This is a genomic window from Mycobacterium sp. IDUB_17, assembly GCF_055419465.1.
Map to the genome: position 1 here is coordinate 394813 of NZ_JBVAXS010000005.1, position 16932 is coordinate 411744.

A 16932-nucleotide genomic window follows, 5' to 3' on the forward strand; every position below is an offset into this window, starting at 1 on the left:
CTCCGACGCCCAGCGAACGCACCGGGCATCGGGGGCTTTCGCGTATTCGGGCACGTCCTTCTTAGAATGGCTCGGTGACCCCCACCCCTGACAATCGCGCCGATGCCCTCCCCAAATCCTGGGATCCCGCTGCGGTAGAAGCCGACCTGTACCAGGGCTGGGTGGATGCCGGATACTTCACCGCCGATCCGGCCAGCGAAAAGCCGCCGTACTCGATCGTGCTGCCCCCGCCCAACGTGACCGGCAGCCTGCACATGGGCCACGCGCTCGACCACACCCTGATGGACGCCCTCACCCGCCGCAAGCGCATGCAGGGCTATGAGGTGCTGTGGCTGCCCGGTATGGACCACGCCGGCATCGCCACCCAGACCGTGGTGGAAAAGCAGCTCGCCGTCGACGGCAAGACCAAGGAAGACTTCGGTCGCGAGCTGTTCGTCGAGAAGGTGTGGGACTGGAAGCGCGAATCCGGCGGCACCATCGGCGGGCAGATGCGCCGCCTCGGTGACGGCGTGGACTGGAGCCGCGACCGCTTCACCATGGACGAGGGCCTGTCGCGGGCGGTGCGCACCATCTTCAAGCGACTCTTCGATGCGGGCCTGATCTACCAGGCCGAGCGGCTGGTCAACTGGTCACCGGTGCTGGAGACCGCGATCAGCGACCTCGAGGTCAAATACGAGGACGTCGAAGGCGAGCTGGTCTCGTTCCGCTACGGCTCGATGAAGGACGACGAGCCCCACATCATCGTGGCCACCACCCGGGTGGAGACCATGCTGGGTGACACCGCGATCGCGGTGCATCCCGACGACGAGCGATACCGCCACCTGGTCGGCACAACGCTGCCGCACCCGTTCGTCGAGCACGAGATGATCATCGTCGCCGACACTCACGTCGACCCCGAATTCGGTACCGGCGCAGTCAAAGTCACGCCCGCGCACGACCCGAACGACTTCGAGATCGGGCTGCGTCATCAGCTTCCGATGCCCACGATCATGGACACCAAGGGTCGGATCGCCGAAACCGGAACGCAATTCGACGGCATGGACCGGTTCGAGGCCCGGGTCAAGGTGCGGGAGGCGCTGGCCGAGCAGGGCCGGATCGTCGCCGAGAAGCGGCCCTACCTGCACAGCGTCGGGCACTCCGAGCGCAGTGGCGAGCCCATCGAGCCGCGCCTGTCCCTACAGTGGTGGGTCAAGGTGGACGGCCTGGCCAAGGCCGCCGGTGATGCGGTGCGCAACGGCGACACCGTGATTCACCCGCCGAGCCTGGAGCCGCGGTGGTTCGACTGGGTGGACAACATGCACGACTGGTGCATTTCCCGGCAGCTGTGGTGGGGCCACCGGATCCCGATCTGGCACGGTCCGGGCGGCGAGACGGTGTGCGTCGGTCCCGACGAGACCCCGCCGGCCGGTTGGGAGCAGGACTCCGACGTCCTCGACACCTGGTTCTCCTCGGCACTGTGGCCGTTCTCCACCATGGGCTGGCCCGACCACACTCCGGACCTGGCGAAGTTCTATCCGACCTCGGTCCTGGTCACCGGCTACGACATCCTGTTCTTCTGGGTGGCGCGGATGATGATGTTCGGTACCTTCGTCGGCGACGATCCGGCGATCACGTTCGACGGCGCCCGCGGTCCGCAGGTTCCCTTCAAAAACGTCTTCCTGCACGGCCTGATCCGCGACGAGTTCGGCCGAAAGATGAGCAAGTCGCGCGGCAACGGCATCGATCCGTTGGACTGGGTGGAGAAGTTCGGTGCCGACGCGCTGCGATTTACGTTGGCGCGCGGCGCCAGCCCCGGCGGTGACCTGTCCATCGGTGAGGACCACGCCAGGGCCTCGCGTAACTTCGCCACCAAGCTGTTCAACGCGACCCGCTTCGCGCTGATGAACGGTGCGGCCCCCGCCCCGCTGCCCGCCGCGGCCGAACTCACCGACGCCGACCGCTGGATCCTCGGCCGCCTCGAAGAGGTTCGCGCCGAAGTGGATGCGGCACTCGACAGCTATGAGTTCAGCCGGGCCTGCGAATCGCTGTACCACTTCGCCTGGGACGAGTTCTGCGACTGGTACGTGGAATTGGCCAAGGTTCAGCTCGGCGAGGGTGTGGCTCACACCACGGGAGTGCTGGCCTTCGTCCTCGACGCTCTGCTCAAGTTGCTGCATCCGGTGATGCCGTTCGTCACCGAGACGCTGTGGAAGGCGCTGACCAACGGCGAGTCGATCGTCATCGCGCATTGGCCGCAGGCATCCGGCATCGCGCTGGATCAGATTGCGGCACAACACATTGCCGACATGCAGAAGCTGATCACCGAGGTGCGCCGCTTCCGCAGCGACCAGGGCCTGGCCGACCGGCAGCGGGTTCCGGCCCGGTTGTCCGCGGTCACCGAGGCCGGTCTGACCGAACAGCTGCCCGCGGTTACCGCGCTGGCCTGGCTGACGGACGCCGGTGACGGGTTCACCCCGTCGGCCTCGGTCGAGGTGCGTCTGACGCAGGCGACGGTCCTCGTCGAGGTGGACACCTCGGGCACCGTCGATGTCGCGGCCGAGCGGCGCCGGCTGGAGAAGGATCTGGCCGCGGCGCAAAAGGAGCTGGCCACCACGACGGCCAAGCTCGGCAACGAGGCTTTCCTGGCCAAGGCGCCCGAGAACGTCGTCGACAAGATCCGCGGTCGTCAGCAGTTGGCCGGCGAAGAGGTCGAGCGCATCACCGCACGCCTGGCAGCGCTGTGATGAGCGCTTGCGCGAAGAGCCGAGAATCCAGGTGAACAACCCGATTCCCTCCCCGGACGAGATCGCCGCACTGCTGCAGGTCGAGCACCTGCTCGATCAGCGATGGCCCGAGACCAAGCTGGACCCCAGCACGGCGCGGATCTCCGCCCTACTGGAGCTGTTGGGCTCACCGCAGCGGGCCTACCCGTCCATCCATGTCGCGGGGACCAACGGCAAGACGTCGGTGGCGCGCATCATCGACGCGTTGCTGATCGCCCTGCACCGGCGGACGGGACGCACCACCAGCCCGCATCTGCAGTCCGCGGTGGAGCGCATCTCGATTGACGGAAAGCCCGTCACGCCAGCGCAATACGTGAATACGTATACCGAGATCGAACCGTTCGTGGAACTGGTGGACCGGCAGTCCGAGGCTGCCGGTGGGCCGAAGATGAGCAAGTTCGAGGTCCTCACCGCGATGGCCTTCGCAGCCTTCGCCGACGTGCCCATCGACGTCGCGGTAATCGAGGTGGGGATGGGTGGACGCTGGGACGCCACCAACGTCGTCAACGCCCCGGTCGCGGTGATCACCCCGGTCGGCATCGACCACACCGACTATCTCGGTGACACGATCGCCGAGATCGCGGGGGAGAAGGCGGGCATCATCACCCGGCAGCCCGAGGACCTGGTGCAAACCGACACCGTTGCGGTCATCGGGAAGCAGGCTCCCGAGGCCATGGAGGTCCTGCTGGCGGAGGCGGTGCGCGCCGACGCGGCGGTGGCCCGCGAGGACTCCGAGTTCGCGGTGCTCAGCAGGCAGGTCGCCATCGGCGGCCAGGTGCTGGAGCTGCAGGGCCTGAGCGGCGTGTACCCCGAAATCTTCCTGCCGCTGCACGGTGAACATCAGGCCCACAACGCCGTTCTCGCCCTGGCCGCGGTCGAGGCGTTCTTCGGTGCGGGAGCGGACCGGCAGCTCGATGTCGACGCGATCCGGGCCGGCTTCGCGGCAGTGAGCAGCCCGGGCCGCATGGAGCGTATGCGAAGTGCACCAACGGTTTTCATTGATGCAGCACATAATCCGGCCGGAGCCGCGGCGCTGGCGCAGACCCTGCAGCAGGAGTTCGACTTCCGCTACCTGGTCGGAGTGGTGTCGGTGATGGGGGACAAGGACGCCGGCGGCATCCTGACCGCCCTGGAGCCCGTGTTCGATCAGATCGTGGTCACCCATAACGGTTCACCGCGGGCGATGGACGTCGAGTCGCTGGCATCGCTGGCCGAAGAGCGTTTCGGGCAGGATCGCGTGATCACCGCCGTGACGCTGCCGGATGCCATCGAGACCGCCACCGCCCTGGTCGAGGAGTCCGGGGCCGACGAAGGACTGTCCGGGTCCGGCATGGTGATCACCGGTTCGGTGGTGACCGCCGGCGAGGCCCGGACCCTGTTCGGACGGGACCCACAGTGAGCAATCAGACCCCTGATGATCAGACGCCAGGTGACAAGCCGGCACCCCCGGACCCGTGGAAGAGTTTCCGCGGGGTGATGGCGGGGACGCTGATCCTCGAAGCCATCGTCGTATTGCTGGCCCTGCCGGTGGTGGGTGTCAGCGGCGCCGGGCTGACCTGGACCTCGGGCGGATTCGTGGTCGGGCTGGCCATCGTGCTGATCCTGATGTCGGGGATCCAGGGCAGGCCCTGGGCCATCTGGGCGAACCTGGGCATCCAGCTGGTGGTGATCGCCGGTGCGCTCATTCATGGGGCAATCGGCTTCATCGGCGTGATCTTCGCCGTGGTCTGGCTGCTGATCGTGTATCTGCGGGGTGAGGTCAAACGCAGGCAGGATCGTGGCCTCCTGCCTGGCCAGCAACCGCCCAGCGAATAGCGCGGTGATAGCTGGGCCACAGTGCGGGCTCGGTCGGGGCCCCGCGATGGCGGGGCGCTGTTACCGACCGGTACGCTCTCAGCCGTGACTGAGCAGACCCTTGTCCTGATCAAGCCCGACGGCGTGCAGCGCCACCTGGTCGGGGAGATCCTCGGCCGGATCGAGCGCAAGGGCCTGACCCTGGCGGCGCTGGAACTGAAGAACGTCAGCGTTGAGCTGGCCAAGCAGCACTACGCCGAGCATGACGGCAAGCCGTTCTTCGATTCGCTGCTGGAGTTCATCACCTCCGGACCTGTTGTCGCGGCCATCGTGGAGGGACCGCGCGCCATCGCGGCGTTCCGTCAGATCGCCGGCGGCACCGACCCGGTGGAGAAGGCTGTGCCCGGCACCATCCGTGGTGACCTGGCGCTTGTGACCCAGGACAACCTCGTGCACGGGTCGGATTCGCCGGAGTCGGCGGCCCGCGAGATCGCCCTGTGGTTCCCTGGCGAAGCCTCCGGTCGATAAACCTTCTCGCAGTCTGGTCAGTACCGCGTCAGTGATGTGGGATACTGGTTGCGGGTAGCCAGCCTCAACCGGGGCTGAACACCCGAATGAAGACTTCGACGAGCGCGACCACCGCAATCCGGTGCGGCGCGGGCCGTCCAGCCATCATTCAGCCAGGCACCGGGTGGGTTCGGTAGCGAACCGCCCGGAGCGAGACCACAACAAGTCCGGGGAAAGTGTCCCGGGCCAATAGCGGAAGCCCTCGCGTGGCCGCGTCGATACGACGCGCCCGGGGGCTTGAGGAGAATTCGTGGCCGAAGATGCCCAGAATGACGACCTATCAACCCAGACTCCGCAACAGGAGGGACTGCCCGAGCGGCTGAGAGTCCACTCCCTGGCGCGGGTACTCGGCACCACCAGCAGGCGCGTGCTCGATGCCCTGGCGGAGTTCGACGGGCGTCGGCGCAGTGCGCATTCCACGATCGACAAGGTCGACGCAGAGCGGGTCCGTGACGCACTGGCCGCAGGGTCGACCGACGCTGCTCCTGTTGCGCAGGCAGAGGTTGTGCCGGCAGAACAGGTCGAGGCCGTCACCGAGGCCGAGTCCGTCGCGGCTCCGGTCGAGAGTTCGGCCGAGGCTCCGCAGGCTGCTCCGGCTGAATCTGAACCCGTTGCGGTCGATGCCCCGCAGGCCGACGCCGAGGCCGTCCTGGTCGGCGACGAACCCGAGTCCCGGTTGATCCTGGAGACGGCGAACATTCCCTCGGTGCGGGAGGCGCACACCGAGCGTGCCGATTACCTGCCGCTGTTCGTGGCGCCGCAGCCCGTCAGCTTCGTGCCAGTGCACGTCGATGAGGATGACGACGAAGACGAAGACGACGGCGACGATGACGACACCATCGATGCCGATTCCGACAGCGACGACGAGCAGGCGGATCGTCCCGCCGCGCGCCGGCGCCGCAGGGGCCGCCGTGGACGTGGTCGTGGTCGCGGTGAGCAGAGTGACGACAACGGGCCCGACTCGGGTCCCGATTCCGACACCGACACCGTCGATGACCAGAGCGAATCCGACCAGGATTCCGATGATGACTCCGACGAGTCGGACGAGGGCAACGACGAGGACACCGCGGGCGGCGACGGCGCCAACCGTCGGCGGCGGCGCCGTCGCCGGCGCAAGTCCGGCTCGGGTGACAACGATGATGCGGGCTCCCCGGATGACCCGCCCAACACCGTCGTGCACGAGCGCGCCCCGCGGGCCGAGCGGGCCGGCAAGAGCAGCGATGATTCGGAGATCCAGGGGATCAGCGGATCGACTCGCTTGGAGGCGAAGCGTCAGCGCCGCCGCGACGGTCGGGACGCGGGTCGCCGTCGCCCGCCGATCCTGAGCGAGGCAGAGTTCCTGGCCCGCCGCGAGGCTGTCGAGCGCACCATGATCGTGCGCGACAAGGTCCGCACCGAGCCGCCGCACGAGGGCGCCCGCTACACCCAGATCGCCGTTCTGGAGGACGGCGTCGTCGTCGAGCACTTCGTAACTTCGGCTGCTTCAGCATCGTTGGTCGGCAATATCTACCTGGGCATCGTGCAGAACGTGCTGCCCTCGATGGAAGCCGCGTTCGTCGACATCGGCCGCGGCCGCAACGGTGTGCTCTACGCCGGTGAGGTGAACTGGGAGGCCGCCGGGCTCGGTGGGTCGAACCGCAAGATCGAGCAGGCGCTCAAGCCGGGCGACTATGTGGTGGTCCAGGTCAGCAAGGACCCGGTGGGGCACAAGGGTGCTCGACTCACCACGCAGGTGTCGCTGGCCGGCCGCTACCTGGTCTATGTACCGGGCGCGTCGTCGACCGGGATCAGCCGCAAGCTGCCCGACACCGAACGCCAGCGGCTCAAGGAAATCCTCAAAGAGGTCGTGCCTGCCGATGCGGGTGTGATCATCCGCACCGCCTCGGAGGGCGTCAAGGAAGAGGACATCCGTTCCGACGTCGAGCGGCTGCAGCAGCGCTGGACCGAGATCGACGCCAAGGCCACCGAGGTCACCGGGAAGAAGGCCGGCGCGGCCGTTGCGCTCTACGAAGAGCCCGACGTGCTGGTCAAGGTCATCCGGGACCTGTTCAATGAGGACTTCTCGGGTCTGATCGTCTCCGGTGACGAGGCCTGGGCCACGATCAACTCCTACGTGAACACCGTCGCCCCCGATCTCGTGGGCCGGCTCACCAAGTACGAACCCGCGGGCGGCGCTGATGCTCCCGACGTGTTCGCTGTACACCGCATCGACGAGCAGCTGGCCAAGGCGTTGGACCGCAAGGTGTGGCTGCCCTCGGGCGGAACCCTGGTCATCGACCGCACCGAGGCGATGACGGTCGTCGACGTCAACACCGGCAAGTTCACCGGTGCCGGCGGCAACCTCGAACAGACCGTCACCCGCAACAACCTGGAAGCTGCCGAGGAGATCGTGCGGCAACTGCGGTTGCGCGACATCGGCGGCATCGTGGTCATCGACTTCATCGACATGGTGCTCGAGTCGAACCGGGATCTGGTGCTGCGCAGGCTGACCGAGGCGCTGGGCCGGGACCGCACCCGCCACCAGGTGTCCGAGGTGACCTCACTGGGCCTCGTGCAGCTGACCCGAAAGCGGTTGGGAACCGGTCTGGTCGAGGCGTTCTCGACCACCTGCACGCACTGCGCCGGCCGCGGCATCGTGCTGCACGGCGACCCGGTCGACACGGCCTCGTCGTCGAATGCCGGCCGCAAGACCGAATCCACCGGCGGCGGGCGTCGCAGCAAGCGGGGCAAGAGGGGCAATGCCCGTCCCGAGCCCGAAGAGTTGCCAGTCGTCAAGGTGCCCGACCATCCGGCCGGCGAACACCCGATGTTCAGGGCAATGGCTGCGGCCAACGGGCGCCCCGACGAAGACCACGAAGGCCATGACGGCCACGAGGACTTCGAGGAGCACGTCGCCGACGAGGTCCCCGAGGGCGAGGCTGACGATCAGGCCACGCTCGAGCTCGCGGAGGTGTCCACCGGTTCCACCGACGGTGAGTTCGACGCGCAGGACGTCGACGAGTCCGATGAATCCGACGATGGTTCGGATGGGGACGAAGACGAGGACGAGATCGACCTCGACGACGATGACGACCTCGATGATGACGACGATGACGATCTGGATGACGACATCGACGACGACTCGGATGAGGATGACGAGTCTGATGAGGCCGACTCGGACGACGAGTCGGACGAGTACGGCGACTCCGAGGACTCAGACGAGTCCGAAGAGGACGTCTACCAGGCCCCGGAGCCCGTGGTCGTCGAGGCGCCGCCTAGTCGCGGCCGTACCCGTCGACGTGCCGCAGCCAGGCCCGCGGGGCCGCCCAGCCCAGAGTAGAGGGCGGTTTGACCCTCTACCCGCTGGTCAAGTACCCTTGACCAGTTGTCTCCGGTGCCTGTAGTAGTCGCAGGCCGGTGACGGCGGGGCATCCCGCCACCCAAGACCCGCGCACGCACCGACCGGTAGCGCGCGCCCGCAGAGAGCAGCAGAGCAGAGGACACGATGGCGACATACGCAATCGTCAAGACCGGCGGCAAGCAGTACAAGGTTGCCGTCGGTGACGTGGTGAAGGTTGAGAAGCTCGAGACCGAGCCCGGCGCGTCGGTATCGCTGCCCGTCGCCCTGGTGGTCGACGGCGCCAAGGTCACCAGCAAGGCTGATGACCTGGCCAAGGTCGCCGTGACCGGCGAGGTGCTTGAGCACACCAAGGGTCCCAAGATCCGCATTCACAAGTTCAAGAACAAGACCGGCTACCACAAGCGCCAGGGGCACCGTCAGCAGCTGACCGTGCTCAAGGTCACCGGTATCAAGTAGCGAGGGAGCGTACTAATGGCACACAAAAAGGGCGCTTCCAGCTCGCGCAACGGTCGTGAATCCGCAGCACAGCGGCTCGGCGTGAAGCGGTTCGGCGGTCAGGTCGTCAAGGCAGGCGAGATCCTCGTCCGCCAGCGCGGCACCCACTTCCACCCCGGCGTGAACGTCGGTCGTGGCGGCGATGACACGCTGTTCGCGCTGGCACCCGGCTCCGTGGAGTTCGGTTCCAAGCGCGGCCGCAAGCACGTGAACATCGTTCCCGTGCCGCGCCCGGAGGCCTGAGACTCCGAGGATTCTCCGCGAATGTGAAGCAGCTGCGAGTTCTCGATAGGACTATCGCAATAGCTTCACATTCGACGGAGAGGATGTCTGATGCCCCGGTTCGTTGACCGCGTCGTCATCCATGCGAGTGCAGGAAACGGCGGCCACGGCTGCGCGTCGGTGCATCGCGAGAAATTCAAACCCCTCGGCGGTCCCGACGGCGGCAACGGTGGTCGCGGCGGCAGCATCGTGCTCGTCGTGGATCCACAGGTTCACACCCTGCTGGACTTCCACTTCCATCCCCATGTCGTCGCACCTTCGGGCAAGCAGGGTGCGGGCAGCAATCGTGACGGTGCCGCCGGCGACGATCTGATCGTGCACGTTCCGGACGGCACGGTGGTGCTCGATGAGAACGGCCGGATGCTGGCCGACATGGTCGGTGTCGGCACCCGGTTCGAAGCCGCGCAAGGTGGTCGGGGTGGGCTCGGCAATGCCGCACTCGCTTCCCGGGCCCGCAGGGCTCCCGGTTTCGCCCTGCTCGGCGAGAAGGGCCAGACCCGAGACCTCACGCTCGAACTCAAGACCGTCGCCGATGTCGGCCTGATCGGTTTCCCATCGGCGGGTAAATCGTCTCTGGTGTCGACCATCTCGGCGGCCAAGCCCAAGATCGCCGACTATCCGTTCACCACGCTGGTGCCCAACCTGGGCGTGGTGTCCGCCGGTGAGAACACCTTCACCGTCGCCGACGTTCCCGGCCTGATTCCCGGCGCGTCCGAGGGCCGGGGTCTGGGCCTGGAATTCCTTCGGCACCTTGAGCGCTGCGCGGTGCTCGTGCACGTCGTGGACTGCGCCACCATGGAACCCGGGCGTGACCCGATCTCCGACATCGAGGCGCTGGAGGCCGAACTCGCGGCCTACACCCCGACTCTGCAAGGCGATTCCACCCTGGGCGACCTGGCGTCGCGGCCACGTGCGGTGGTGCTCAACAAGATCGACGTTCCCGATGCCCGGGAGTTGGCCGACTTCGTGCGTGAAGAAGTGAAGTCGCAGTTCGGCTGGCCGGTGTACGAGATCTCGACGGTCAGCCGTGATGGTTTGCGCCCGTTGATCTTTGCGTTGTGGGAGATGGTGAAGGCCTACCGTGACGCGCAGCCTGAGGTGGTGCCGAGGCGTCCGGTGATCCGGCCGATCGCTGTCGACGAGAGCGGCTTCACCGTCGAGACCGATGGAGACGGCGGGTTCATCGTGCGCGGTACCCGTCCCGAGCGCTGGATCGCGCAGACCAACTTCGACAATGACGAGGCCGTCGGTTACCTCGGTGACCGGCTGGCCCGGTTGGGCGTCGAGGACGCGTTGTGGAAAAAGGGCGCCAAGCCCGGTTGCGCCGTGACCATCGGCGATATGACCTTCGACTGGGAGCCTCAGACCCCAGCCGGCGTGGACATGCCGCTGACCGGTCGAGGCACCGACATCCGGCTCGAGCAGACCGACCGGGTGGGTGCGGCCGAACGCAAGGCGGCGCGGCGTGAACGGCGCCATCCCGGGAGTGAAGACGAGTGACGAGCGCAGGCTCGGCGCCCTCCGCACATCGCGAGGCGATTCGGACCGCACGCAGCGTCGTCGTCAAGATCGGTACCACCGCGCTGACCACTCCGTCCGGGGTGTTCGACGCCCGCCGGCTCGCGGTCCTGGTCGAGGCCATCGAAGGCCGGATGAAAGCCGGTTCCGATCTGGTGATCGTGTCCTCCGGTGCCATCGCCGCGGGAATCGAGCCGCTCGGACTGTCCAAGCGCCCAACGGATCTGGCCACCAAGCAGGCGGCCGCCAGCGTCGGGCAGGTGGCGCTGGTCAATGCCTGGAGTTCGGCGTTCGCCGTCTACAACCGCACGGTGGGGCAGGTGCTGCTGACCGCGCACGACATCGCGATGCGGGTGCAACACAACAACGCGCAGCGCACCCTGGACCGGTTGCGCGCCCTGCACGCGGTGGCGATCGTCAACGAGAACGACACCGTGGCCACCAACGAGATCAGGTTCGGTGACAACGACCGCCTGTCGGCGCTGGTGGCTCAGCTGGTCGGCGCCGACGCGCTGATCCTGCTGTCCGACATCGACGGCCTGTATGACTCTGATCCCCGAAAAGGTAACGCGCGCTTCATTCCTGAGGTCGCGGCACAGGGGGATCTCGACGGGGTGGCGGCTGGCGGGGGTAGCCATCTGGGCACCGGCGGCATGGCCTCGAAGCTTTCGTCGGCGCTGTTGGCCGCCGATGCCGGGGTGCCGGTGCTGCTGGCCGCCGCGGCGGATGCCGGTGCGGCACTGAGTGATGCCTCGGTCGGCACCGTGTTCGCGCCACGGCCCGAGCGGATGTCGGCTCGGCGGTTCTGGGTTCGCCATGCCGCGGAGTCCCATGGGGCGTTGACCCTCGACGACGGTGCGGTGCGTGCGGTCGTCAAACAGCGCCGCTCGCTGCTGCCGGCCGGGATCACCGAGGTCACGGGACGTTTCCACGGTGGTGACGTGGTGGATCTGCGGGGGCTTGACGGGCAGACGGTCGCGCGTGGCGTGGTGGCCTACGAGGCGTCGGAGCTGGCCGCGATCATCGGCCGCTCGACGCCGGATCTGCCGGCCGAGCTGCGCCGGCCCGCGGTGCACGCCGACGATCTGGTCGCCACCTAGCGATTTGTGGAGTCCTGGCCGCGCCGAGTGCGGCAAAAACTCCACAAATCACAGCTTGGGGGACTCCAGATACAGGGCGCCCCAGACGATCTGGGTGATCGTGTTCGCCAGCTCGGCGTCGTAGGACGGCGGCTGCGACGGCAGATTCTGATGACAGGTCCGCTCCACCATCCAGGTCAGCGTGCTCGCGGTGGCGGCGGCAGGCAGTTGCGGCCGGATCGACCCGTCGGACTGCCCGTCCTCGATCACCTTGGTGAGCTGATCGGAGATTCCGGCCAGCAGCTCACGGTAAGTCTGTGCGACGAGTGGGTCATAGCTCGACATCTCGGTGAGCGCGATCAGCACCGGTTGGTGGGTCCGATAGCTGGCGACGATGCCCGACATGGCGGTGTGGGCGTCGGCGGGGTCGCGGCGTCCGGCGACGCTCCACCATTGTTGGGCGGCTTGGGTCAGATCGCCGAACACCTGGGTGGCCAGCCGGCGCAGCAGGTGGCCCTTGTCCTCGAAGTAGATGTAGAAGCTGGCCCGGGAGATCCCGGCCTCGGTGGCCAGTTTGTCAACGCTGAGCTCGGTGAAGCTGGTGCCGTCGGCCATCAGCCGGTCGGTGGCATCGAGCAGTTGGCGTTCGATCCGCTCGCGCCGTTCCTCTCGGTTGGCCTGCGGTTTTCGCGTTACCGATGGCATGCCCTCAGCGTATCGCCATTCGTCACACCTTGACTAGACAGACTGTCTAGACCTATTGTCACCGGCATGACTGTGTCGCCCATCACATCAGCCCCCTCGTGGCCTTCCGCCGCACGCCCCTACGACCCGATCGACCTGTCGTCGCGGAAGTTCTGGGCCACCACGGCCGCCGATCGTGAGGTCACGTTCGCCGAACTGCGCACCTCACGCCCGGTCAGCTGGCATCCGCCCGTCGAGGACGCCCTCATGAAGGATCCCGACGATCGCGGGTTCTGGGCGGTGACGCGGCACGCCGACATCGTGGTGGTCAGCCGAGACAGCGAGACATTCCTGTCGGGCAAGGGGGTGCTGTTCGAATCCGTTCCGGAAGAGCTACTCGAGGCGTCACAGTCGTTCCTGGCGATGGACGCGCCGCGGCACACGCTGATCCGCAAACTGGTCCACGCCGCGTTCACGCCCCGGCAGGTGGCCCGCATCGAAGACTCGATAAAGGAGAACGCACGCGAGATCGTGGCCGAGCTCAAGGAAGTCGGCAGCGGGGTGGACTTCGTCGACCAGTGCGCCAAGGAACTGCCCATCAGAACGCTGTCGGACATGGTCGGGATCCCCGAGTCCGAACGGCAGCGGGTGGCACATGCCGCCGACGCGCTGGTGTCCTGGGCGGACCCGGTCTACCTGGCCGGGCGCAACCCGCTGGAGGTGCTGCTGCAGAACCAGATGTACCTACATCAGGTGGCGAATGCGCTTGCGGCGCAACGCCGGGAAAACCCGGGCAATGATCTGATCAGCGCGCTGGTGCACGCCGAGGTCGACGGAGACCGGCTCACCGATGCCGAGGTAGCGGCGTTCTTCGTCCTGCTGGCGGTGGCGGGCAATGACACCACGCGCCAGACCACCAGCCACGCGCTCAAGGCGCTGACCGACCACCCCGAGCAGCGGGCCTGGCTCATGGCGGATTTCGACGACCGCATCGGCGGTGCGGTCGAGGAGTTCGTCCGATGGGCGACGCCGGTGATGACGTTCCGCCGTACCGCCGCCGTCGACGTCGAACTCGGTGGGCAGCAGATCGCGGCGGGGGAGAAGGTGGTGATGTTCTACGCCTCCGGCAACTGGGACGCCGAGGTGTTCGACCGGCCCGAGGTGTTCGACCTGAGCCGAAAGCCCAACCCGCACCTGGGATTCGGTGGCGGCGGCCGTCATTTCTGCCTGGGTGCGCATGTCGCCCGGACGCAGTTGCGGGCGATCTTCGGTGAGCTGTTGCACCAGCTGCCCGATATCGCCGCGGGAGAGCCCGCCTACCTGGCGGGCAACTTCGTACACGCTATCCGGTCGATGCCGTGCACGTTCTCCTGAGCTCGCCGGCCAACAGGGTCAACATCTCCGAACATCCCGCTTCGACCTTGACCGTGGCCTGCTCGTCGCCGCGGGTGGGGCCGCGGTTGATGATCCCCACGGGGATGTTGTGGGCGGCGGCGTGCCGGACGAATCGGTAGCCGGAGTACACGGTCAGCGAGGACCCTGCGACCAACAGCGCCTCGGCGTCCTCAACCATCGAATAAGCCTGTTCGACACGGTCTTTGGGAACGCTCTCGCCGAAGTAGACGATGTCGGGTTTGAGCATGCCCCCGCACACCGGGCAGTCCACGACGGTGAACGAATCCGTTTCGGCGACCACGGCATCGGCGTCGGGTGCCACCGCGATGCCGCCCACCGACTCGGCGCGTTCGCGGAAGCCGGGATTGGCCGCCTCCAGCAGCGCGGCCAACTCGTCGCGGCCCATGGTCGCGCCGCAATCCAGACAGACCACCTGCGCGTAGGTGCCGTGCAGGTTGACCACCGACCGGCTGCCGGCCTTGCTGTGCAGCAGGTCCACGTTCTGGGTGATTAGTCCGTTCACCACACCGGCGAACTCCAGCGCGGCCAGGGCACGGTGCCCGGCGTTGGGCATGGTTTCGTCCATGTGGCACCAGCCGACGTGATTGCGGGCCCAGTACCGCTGCCGGAATGCCGGATCGGAGGTGAACTGCCGGATAGTCATCGGATTGCTCGGTGGGGAATCGGGGCCGCGGTAGTCGGGGATGCCGGAATCGGTCGACATCCCGGCCCCGGTCAACACCGCGAGGCGGCGTCCCTGAAGTAGGGCGACGAGCTCGGGGGCATCCACCCTCGCCAGGATAGGCCGCCCGTCGGGAGGTGGGTGTCGAGCATGCCCGCAACCACCGGGGCGGTATCGCTCGTGCGTCAATTGGTACCCAGTGGCCCGATATCGACACTTTTCGGGTCACAATGGGCGGGATGGATTTCTACAGCGCCTACCACCACGGATTCGCGCGGGTCGCCGCCTGCACCCATCACACGGCGCTGGCGGATCCGCCGGCGAACGCAGAATCGGTGCTCCGGTTGGCACAGGCCTGCCACGACGACGGCGTGGCCGTCGCAGTGTTCCCGGAGCTGACCTTGTCGGGCTACTCGATCGACGACATCCTGATGCAGGATGCCCTGCTGGAGTCGGTGGAACAGGCGCTCATCGAAATCGTCGCAGCCTCGGTGGTGTTGACACCGGTGCTGGTGGTCGGCGCACCGCTGCGGCACCGGCACCGGATCTACAACACGGCGGTGGTGATCCACCGCGGCGCGGTGCTCGGCGTGGTACCCAAGTCCTACCTGCCGACCTACCGGGAGTTCTACGAGCGCAGGCAGATGGCAACCGGCGCCGGCGTGAGCGGCACCATCCAGGTGGCCGGTGCCCAGGTGCCGTTCGGGCCGGACCTGGTGTTCGTGGCCTCCGACCTTCCCGGACTGGTCCTGCACGTCGAGATCTGTGAGGACATGTTCGTGCCGGTGCCGCCAAGTGCGCAGGCAGCGCTGGCCGGTGCGACGGTGCTGGCCAACCTCTCGGGCAGCCCGATCACCGTCGGCCGCGCCGAAGACCGTGCGCTGCTGGCCCGTTCGGCCTCGTCACGCTGCCTGGCCGCCTACGTGTACGCCGCTGCCGGCGAAGGGGAGTCGACCACCGACCTGGCCTGGGATGGCCAGACGATGATCTGGGAGAACGGGCTGCTGCTCTCCGAGAGCGAGCGCTTTCCGCGCGGTGAACGACGCTCGGTGGCCGACGTGGACCTGGAGTTGCTGCGTTCTGAGCGGCTGCGGATGGGCACATTCGATGACAACGCCAGGCATCACGGCGCCCAAGTGGATTCGTTCCGTCGCATCGAGTTTCAGCTCGACCCGCCGACGGGTGACATCGGACTGCGGCGCGAGATCGAGCGGTTCCCGTTCGTGCCTGCGGATCCCGCACGGCTGCAACAGGATTGCTACGAGGCGTACAACATCCAGGTCTCCGGTCTGGAACAGCGACTGCGGGCCCTGAGCTACCCCAAGGTGGTGATCGGGGTGTCCGGCGGCCTGGATTCCACCCATGCCCTGATCGTGGCGGCCCGGGCGATGGACCGGGAAAACCGTCCGCGCAGCGACATTCTCGCGTTCACGATGCCCGGCTTCGCCACCGGTGAGCACACCAAGAACAACGCGATCCGGTTGAGTCGGGCGCTGGGCGTGACGTTCGCCGAGATCGACATCAAGAAAACCGCCGAGCTGATGCTCACCGAGATGGACCACCCGTTCGGCCGCGGTGAGAAGGTATACGACGTCACCTTCGAGAACGTCCAGGCCGGTCTGCGCACGGACTATCTGTTCCGGCTGGCCAATCAGCGTGGCGGCATCGTGCTCGGTACCGGTGACCTTTCCGAGCTGGCGCTGGGCTGGTCGACGTACGGGGTCGGCGACCAGATGTCGCACTACAACGTCAACGGCGGGGTGCCGAAAACCCTGATCCAGCATCTGATCCGGTGGGTGATCTCCTCGGACCAGTTCGGCGTTGAGGTGAACGAGGTCCTGCAATCGGTGCTGGACACCGAGATCACCCCGGAGCTGGTACCCACCGGCGAGGATGAGGAGATCCAGAGCAGCGAGGCCAAGGTCGGTCCCTATGCGCTGCAGGATTTTTCGTTGTTCCAGGTGCTGCGTTACGGATTCCGCCCGTCGAAGGTGGCGTTCCTGGCCTGGCATGCATGGCATGACGCGGCCCACGGTGACTGGCCTGCCGGGTTCCCCGAGGACAAGCGCCCGGCGTACTCGCTCAAGGAGATCCGGCACTGGCTGCAGGTGTTCGCGAAGCGGTTCTACTCGTTCTCCCAGTTCAAACGTTCCGCGCTGCCGAACGGCCCCAAGGTGTCGCACGGCGGTTCCCTGTCGCCGCGTGGCGACTGGCGGGCGCCGTCGGACATGTCGGCGCGGATCTGGCTCGACGAGATCGAGCGGAGCGTTCCCGAACAGTAGGTCTCGACGGCCGAAATGGCCGGTTCGCTCAATTGACGACGCAAAAAATTGA

13 protein-coding genes are annotated in these 16932 nt (G+C 67.0%); 11 read left to right on the forward strand and 2 right to left on the reverse strand.

Going from position 1 to position 16932, the window contains the following annotated elements; translation table 11 throughout:
* Window positions 1–74: 74 nt before the first annotated feature.
* The 9 genes from ACZYZ7_RS22775 to proB all read left to right on the forward strand — a co-directional run bounded on the left by ACZYZ7_RS22775 (window position 75) and on the right by proB (window position 11858).
* Window positions 75–2723, forward strand: coding sequence for a valine--tRNA ligase (locus tag ACZYZ7_RS22775; protein WP_463741876.1), 2649 nt, complete (start codon window positions 75–77; stop codon window positions 2721–2723).
* Between the two features lie 7 nt (window positions 2724–2730).
* Window positions 2731–4161, forward strand: coding sequence for a bifunctional tetrahydrofolate synthase/dihydrofolate synthase (gene folC, locus ACZYZ7_RS22780; RefSeq protein ID WP_210115545.1), 1431 nt, complete (start codon window positions 2731–2733; stop codon window positions 4159–4161).
* Window positions 4162–4238: 77 nt separating this feature from the next.
* The gene (locus ACZYZ7_RS22785; RefSeq protein WP_286175313.1) at window positions 4239–4577 is read left to right on the forward strand and encodes a DUF4233 domain-containing protein; all 339 of its coding nucleotides are present in this window, start codon (window positions 4239–4241) and stop codon (window positions 4575–4577) included.
* 84 nt (window positions 4578–4661) lie between these two features.
* On the forward strand, window positions 4662–5084 hold the full coding sequence (ndk, locus tag ACZYZ7_RS22790; RefSeq protein ID WP_135456325.1) for a nucleoside-diphosphate kinase: 423 nt from the start codon (window positions 4662–4664) through the stop codon (window positions 5082–5084).
* A gap of 289 nt (window positions 5085–5373) precedes the next feature.
* Entirely contained in the window at window positions 5374–8442 is a 3069-nt protein-coding gene (gene rne, locus ACZYZ7_RS22795; protein WP_463741877.1) for a ribonuclease E, read from the forward strand.
* A 165-nt stretch (window positions 8443–8607) separates the two neighbouring features.
* The gene (gene rplU / locus ACZYZ7_RS22800; RefSeq protein WP_135456321.1) at window positions 8608–8919 is read left to right on the forward strand and encodes a 50S ribosomal protein L21; all 312 of its coding nucleotides are present in this window, start codon (window positions 8608–8610) and stop codon (window positions 8917–8919) included.
* 15 nt (window positions 8920–8934) lie between these two features.
* Window positions 8935–9201, forward strand: coding sequence for a 50S ribosomal protein L27 (rpmA, locus tag ACZYZ7_RS22805; protein WP_003879727.1), 267 nt, complete (start codon window positions 8935–8937; stop codon window positions 9199–9201).
* Between the two features lie 90 nt (window positions 9202–9291).
* The gene (gene obgE, locus ACZYZ7_RS22810; RefSeq protein ID WP_135456318.1) at window positions 9292–10740 is read left to right on the forward strand and encodes a GTPase ObgE; all 1449 of its coding nucleotides are present in this window, start codon (window positions 9292–9294) and stop codon (window positions 10738–10740) included.
* The gene (gene proB / locus ACZYZ7_RS22815) at window positions 10737–11858 is read left to right on the forward strand and encodes a glutamate 5-kinase (protein WP_135456316.1); all 1122 of its coding nucleotides are present in this window, start codon (window positions 10737–10739) and stop codon (window positions 11856–11858) included. The genes obgE and proB overlap by 4 nt, the downstream gene beginning before the upstream one ends.
* 48 nt (window positions 11859–11906) lie before the next feature.
* Here the strand turns inward: proB and ACZYZ7_RS22820 are convergent, their stop codons facing one another.
* A complete protein-coding gene (locus tag ACZYZ7_RS22820) occupies window positions 11907–12542 on the reverse strand; it encodes a TetR/AcrR family transcriptional regulator (protein ID WP_044522868.1) in 636 nt (211 codons plus the stop codon).
* A 66-nt stretch (window positions 12543–12608) separates the two neighbouring features.
* Between ACZYZ7_RS22820 and ACZYZ7_RS22825 the strand changes: the two genes are divergently transcribed.
* Complete coding sequence (locus ACZYZ7_RS22825; protein ID WP_463741878.1) at window positions 12609–13895, forward strand: cytochrome P450; 1287 nt, start codon at window positions 12609–12611, stop codon at window positions 13893–13895.
* Here the strand turns inward: ACZYZ7_RS22825 and ACZYZ7_RS22830 are convergent.
* The gene (locus tag ACZYZ7_RS22830) at window positions 13864–14706 is read right to left on the reverse strand and encodes an NAD-dependent protein deacetylase (protein WP_463741879.1); all 843 of its coding nucleotides are present in this window, start codon (window positions 14704–14706) and stop codon (window positions 13864–13866) included. The genes ACZYZ7_RS22825 and ACZYZ7_RS22830 overlap by 32 nt on opposite strands.
* Before the next feature lie 131 nt (window positions 14707–14837).
* Between ACZYZ7_RS22830 and ACZYZ7_RS22835 the strand changes: the two genes are divergently transcribed.
* Window positions 14838–16880 (forward strand): NAD(+) synthase, encoded by a 2043-nt coding sequence (locus tag ACZYZ7_RS22835; protein ID WP_463741880.1) that lies wholly within the window; start codon window positions 14838–14840, stop codon window positions 16878–16880.
* Window positions 16881–16932 lie beyond the last annotated feature (52 nt).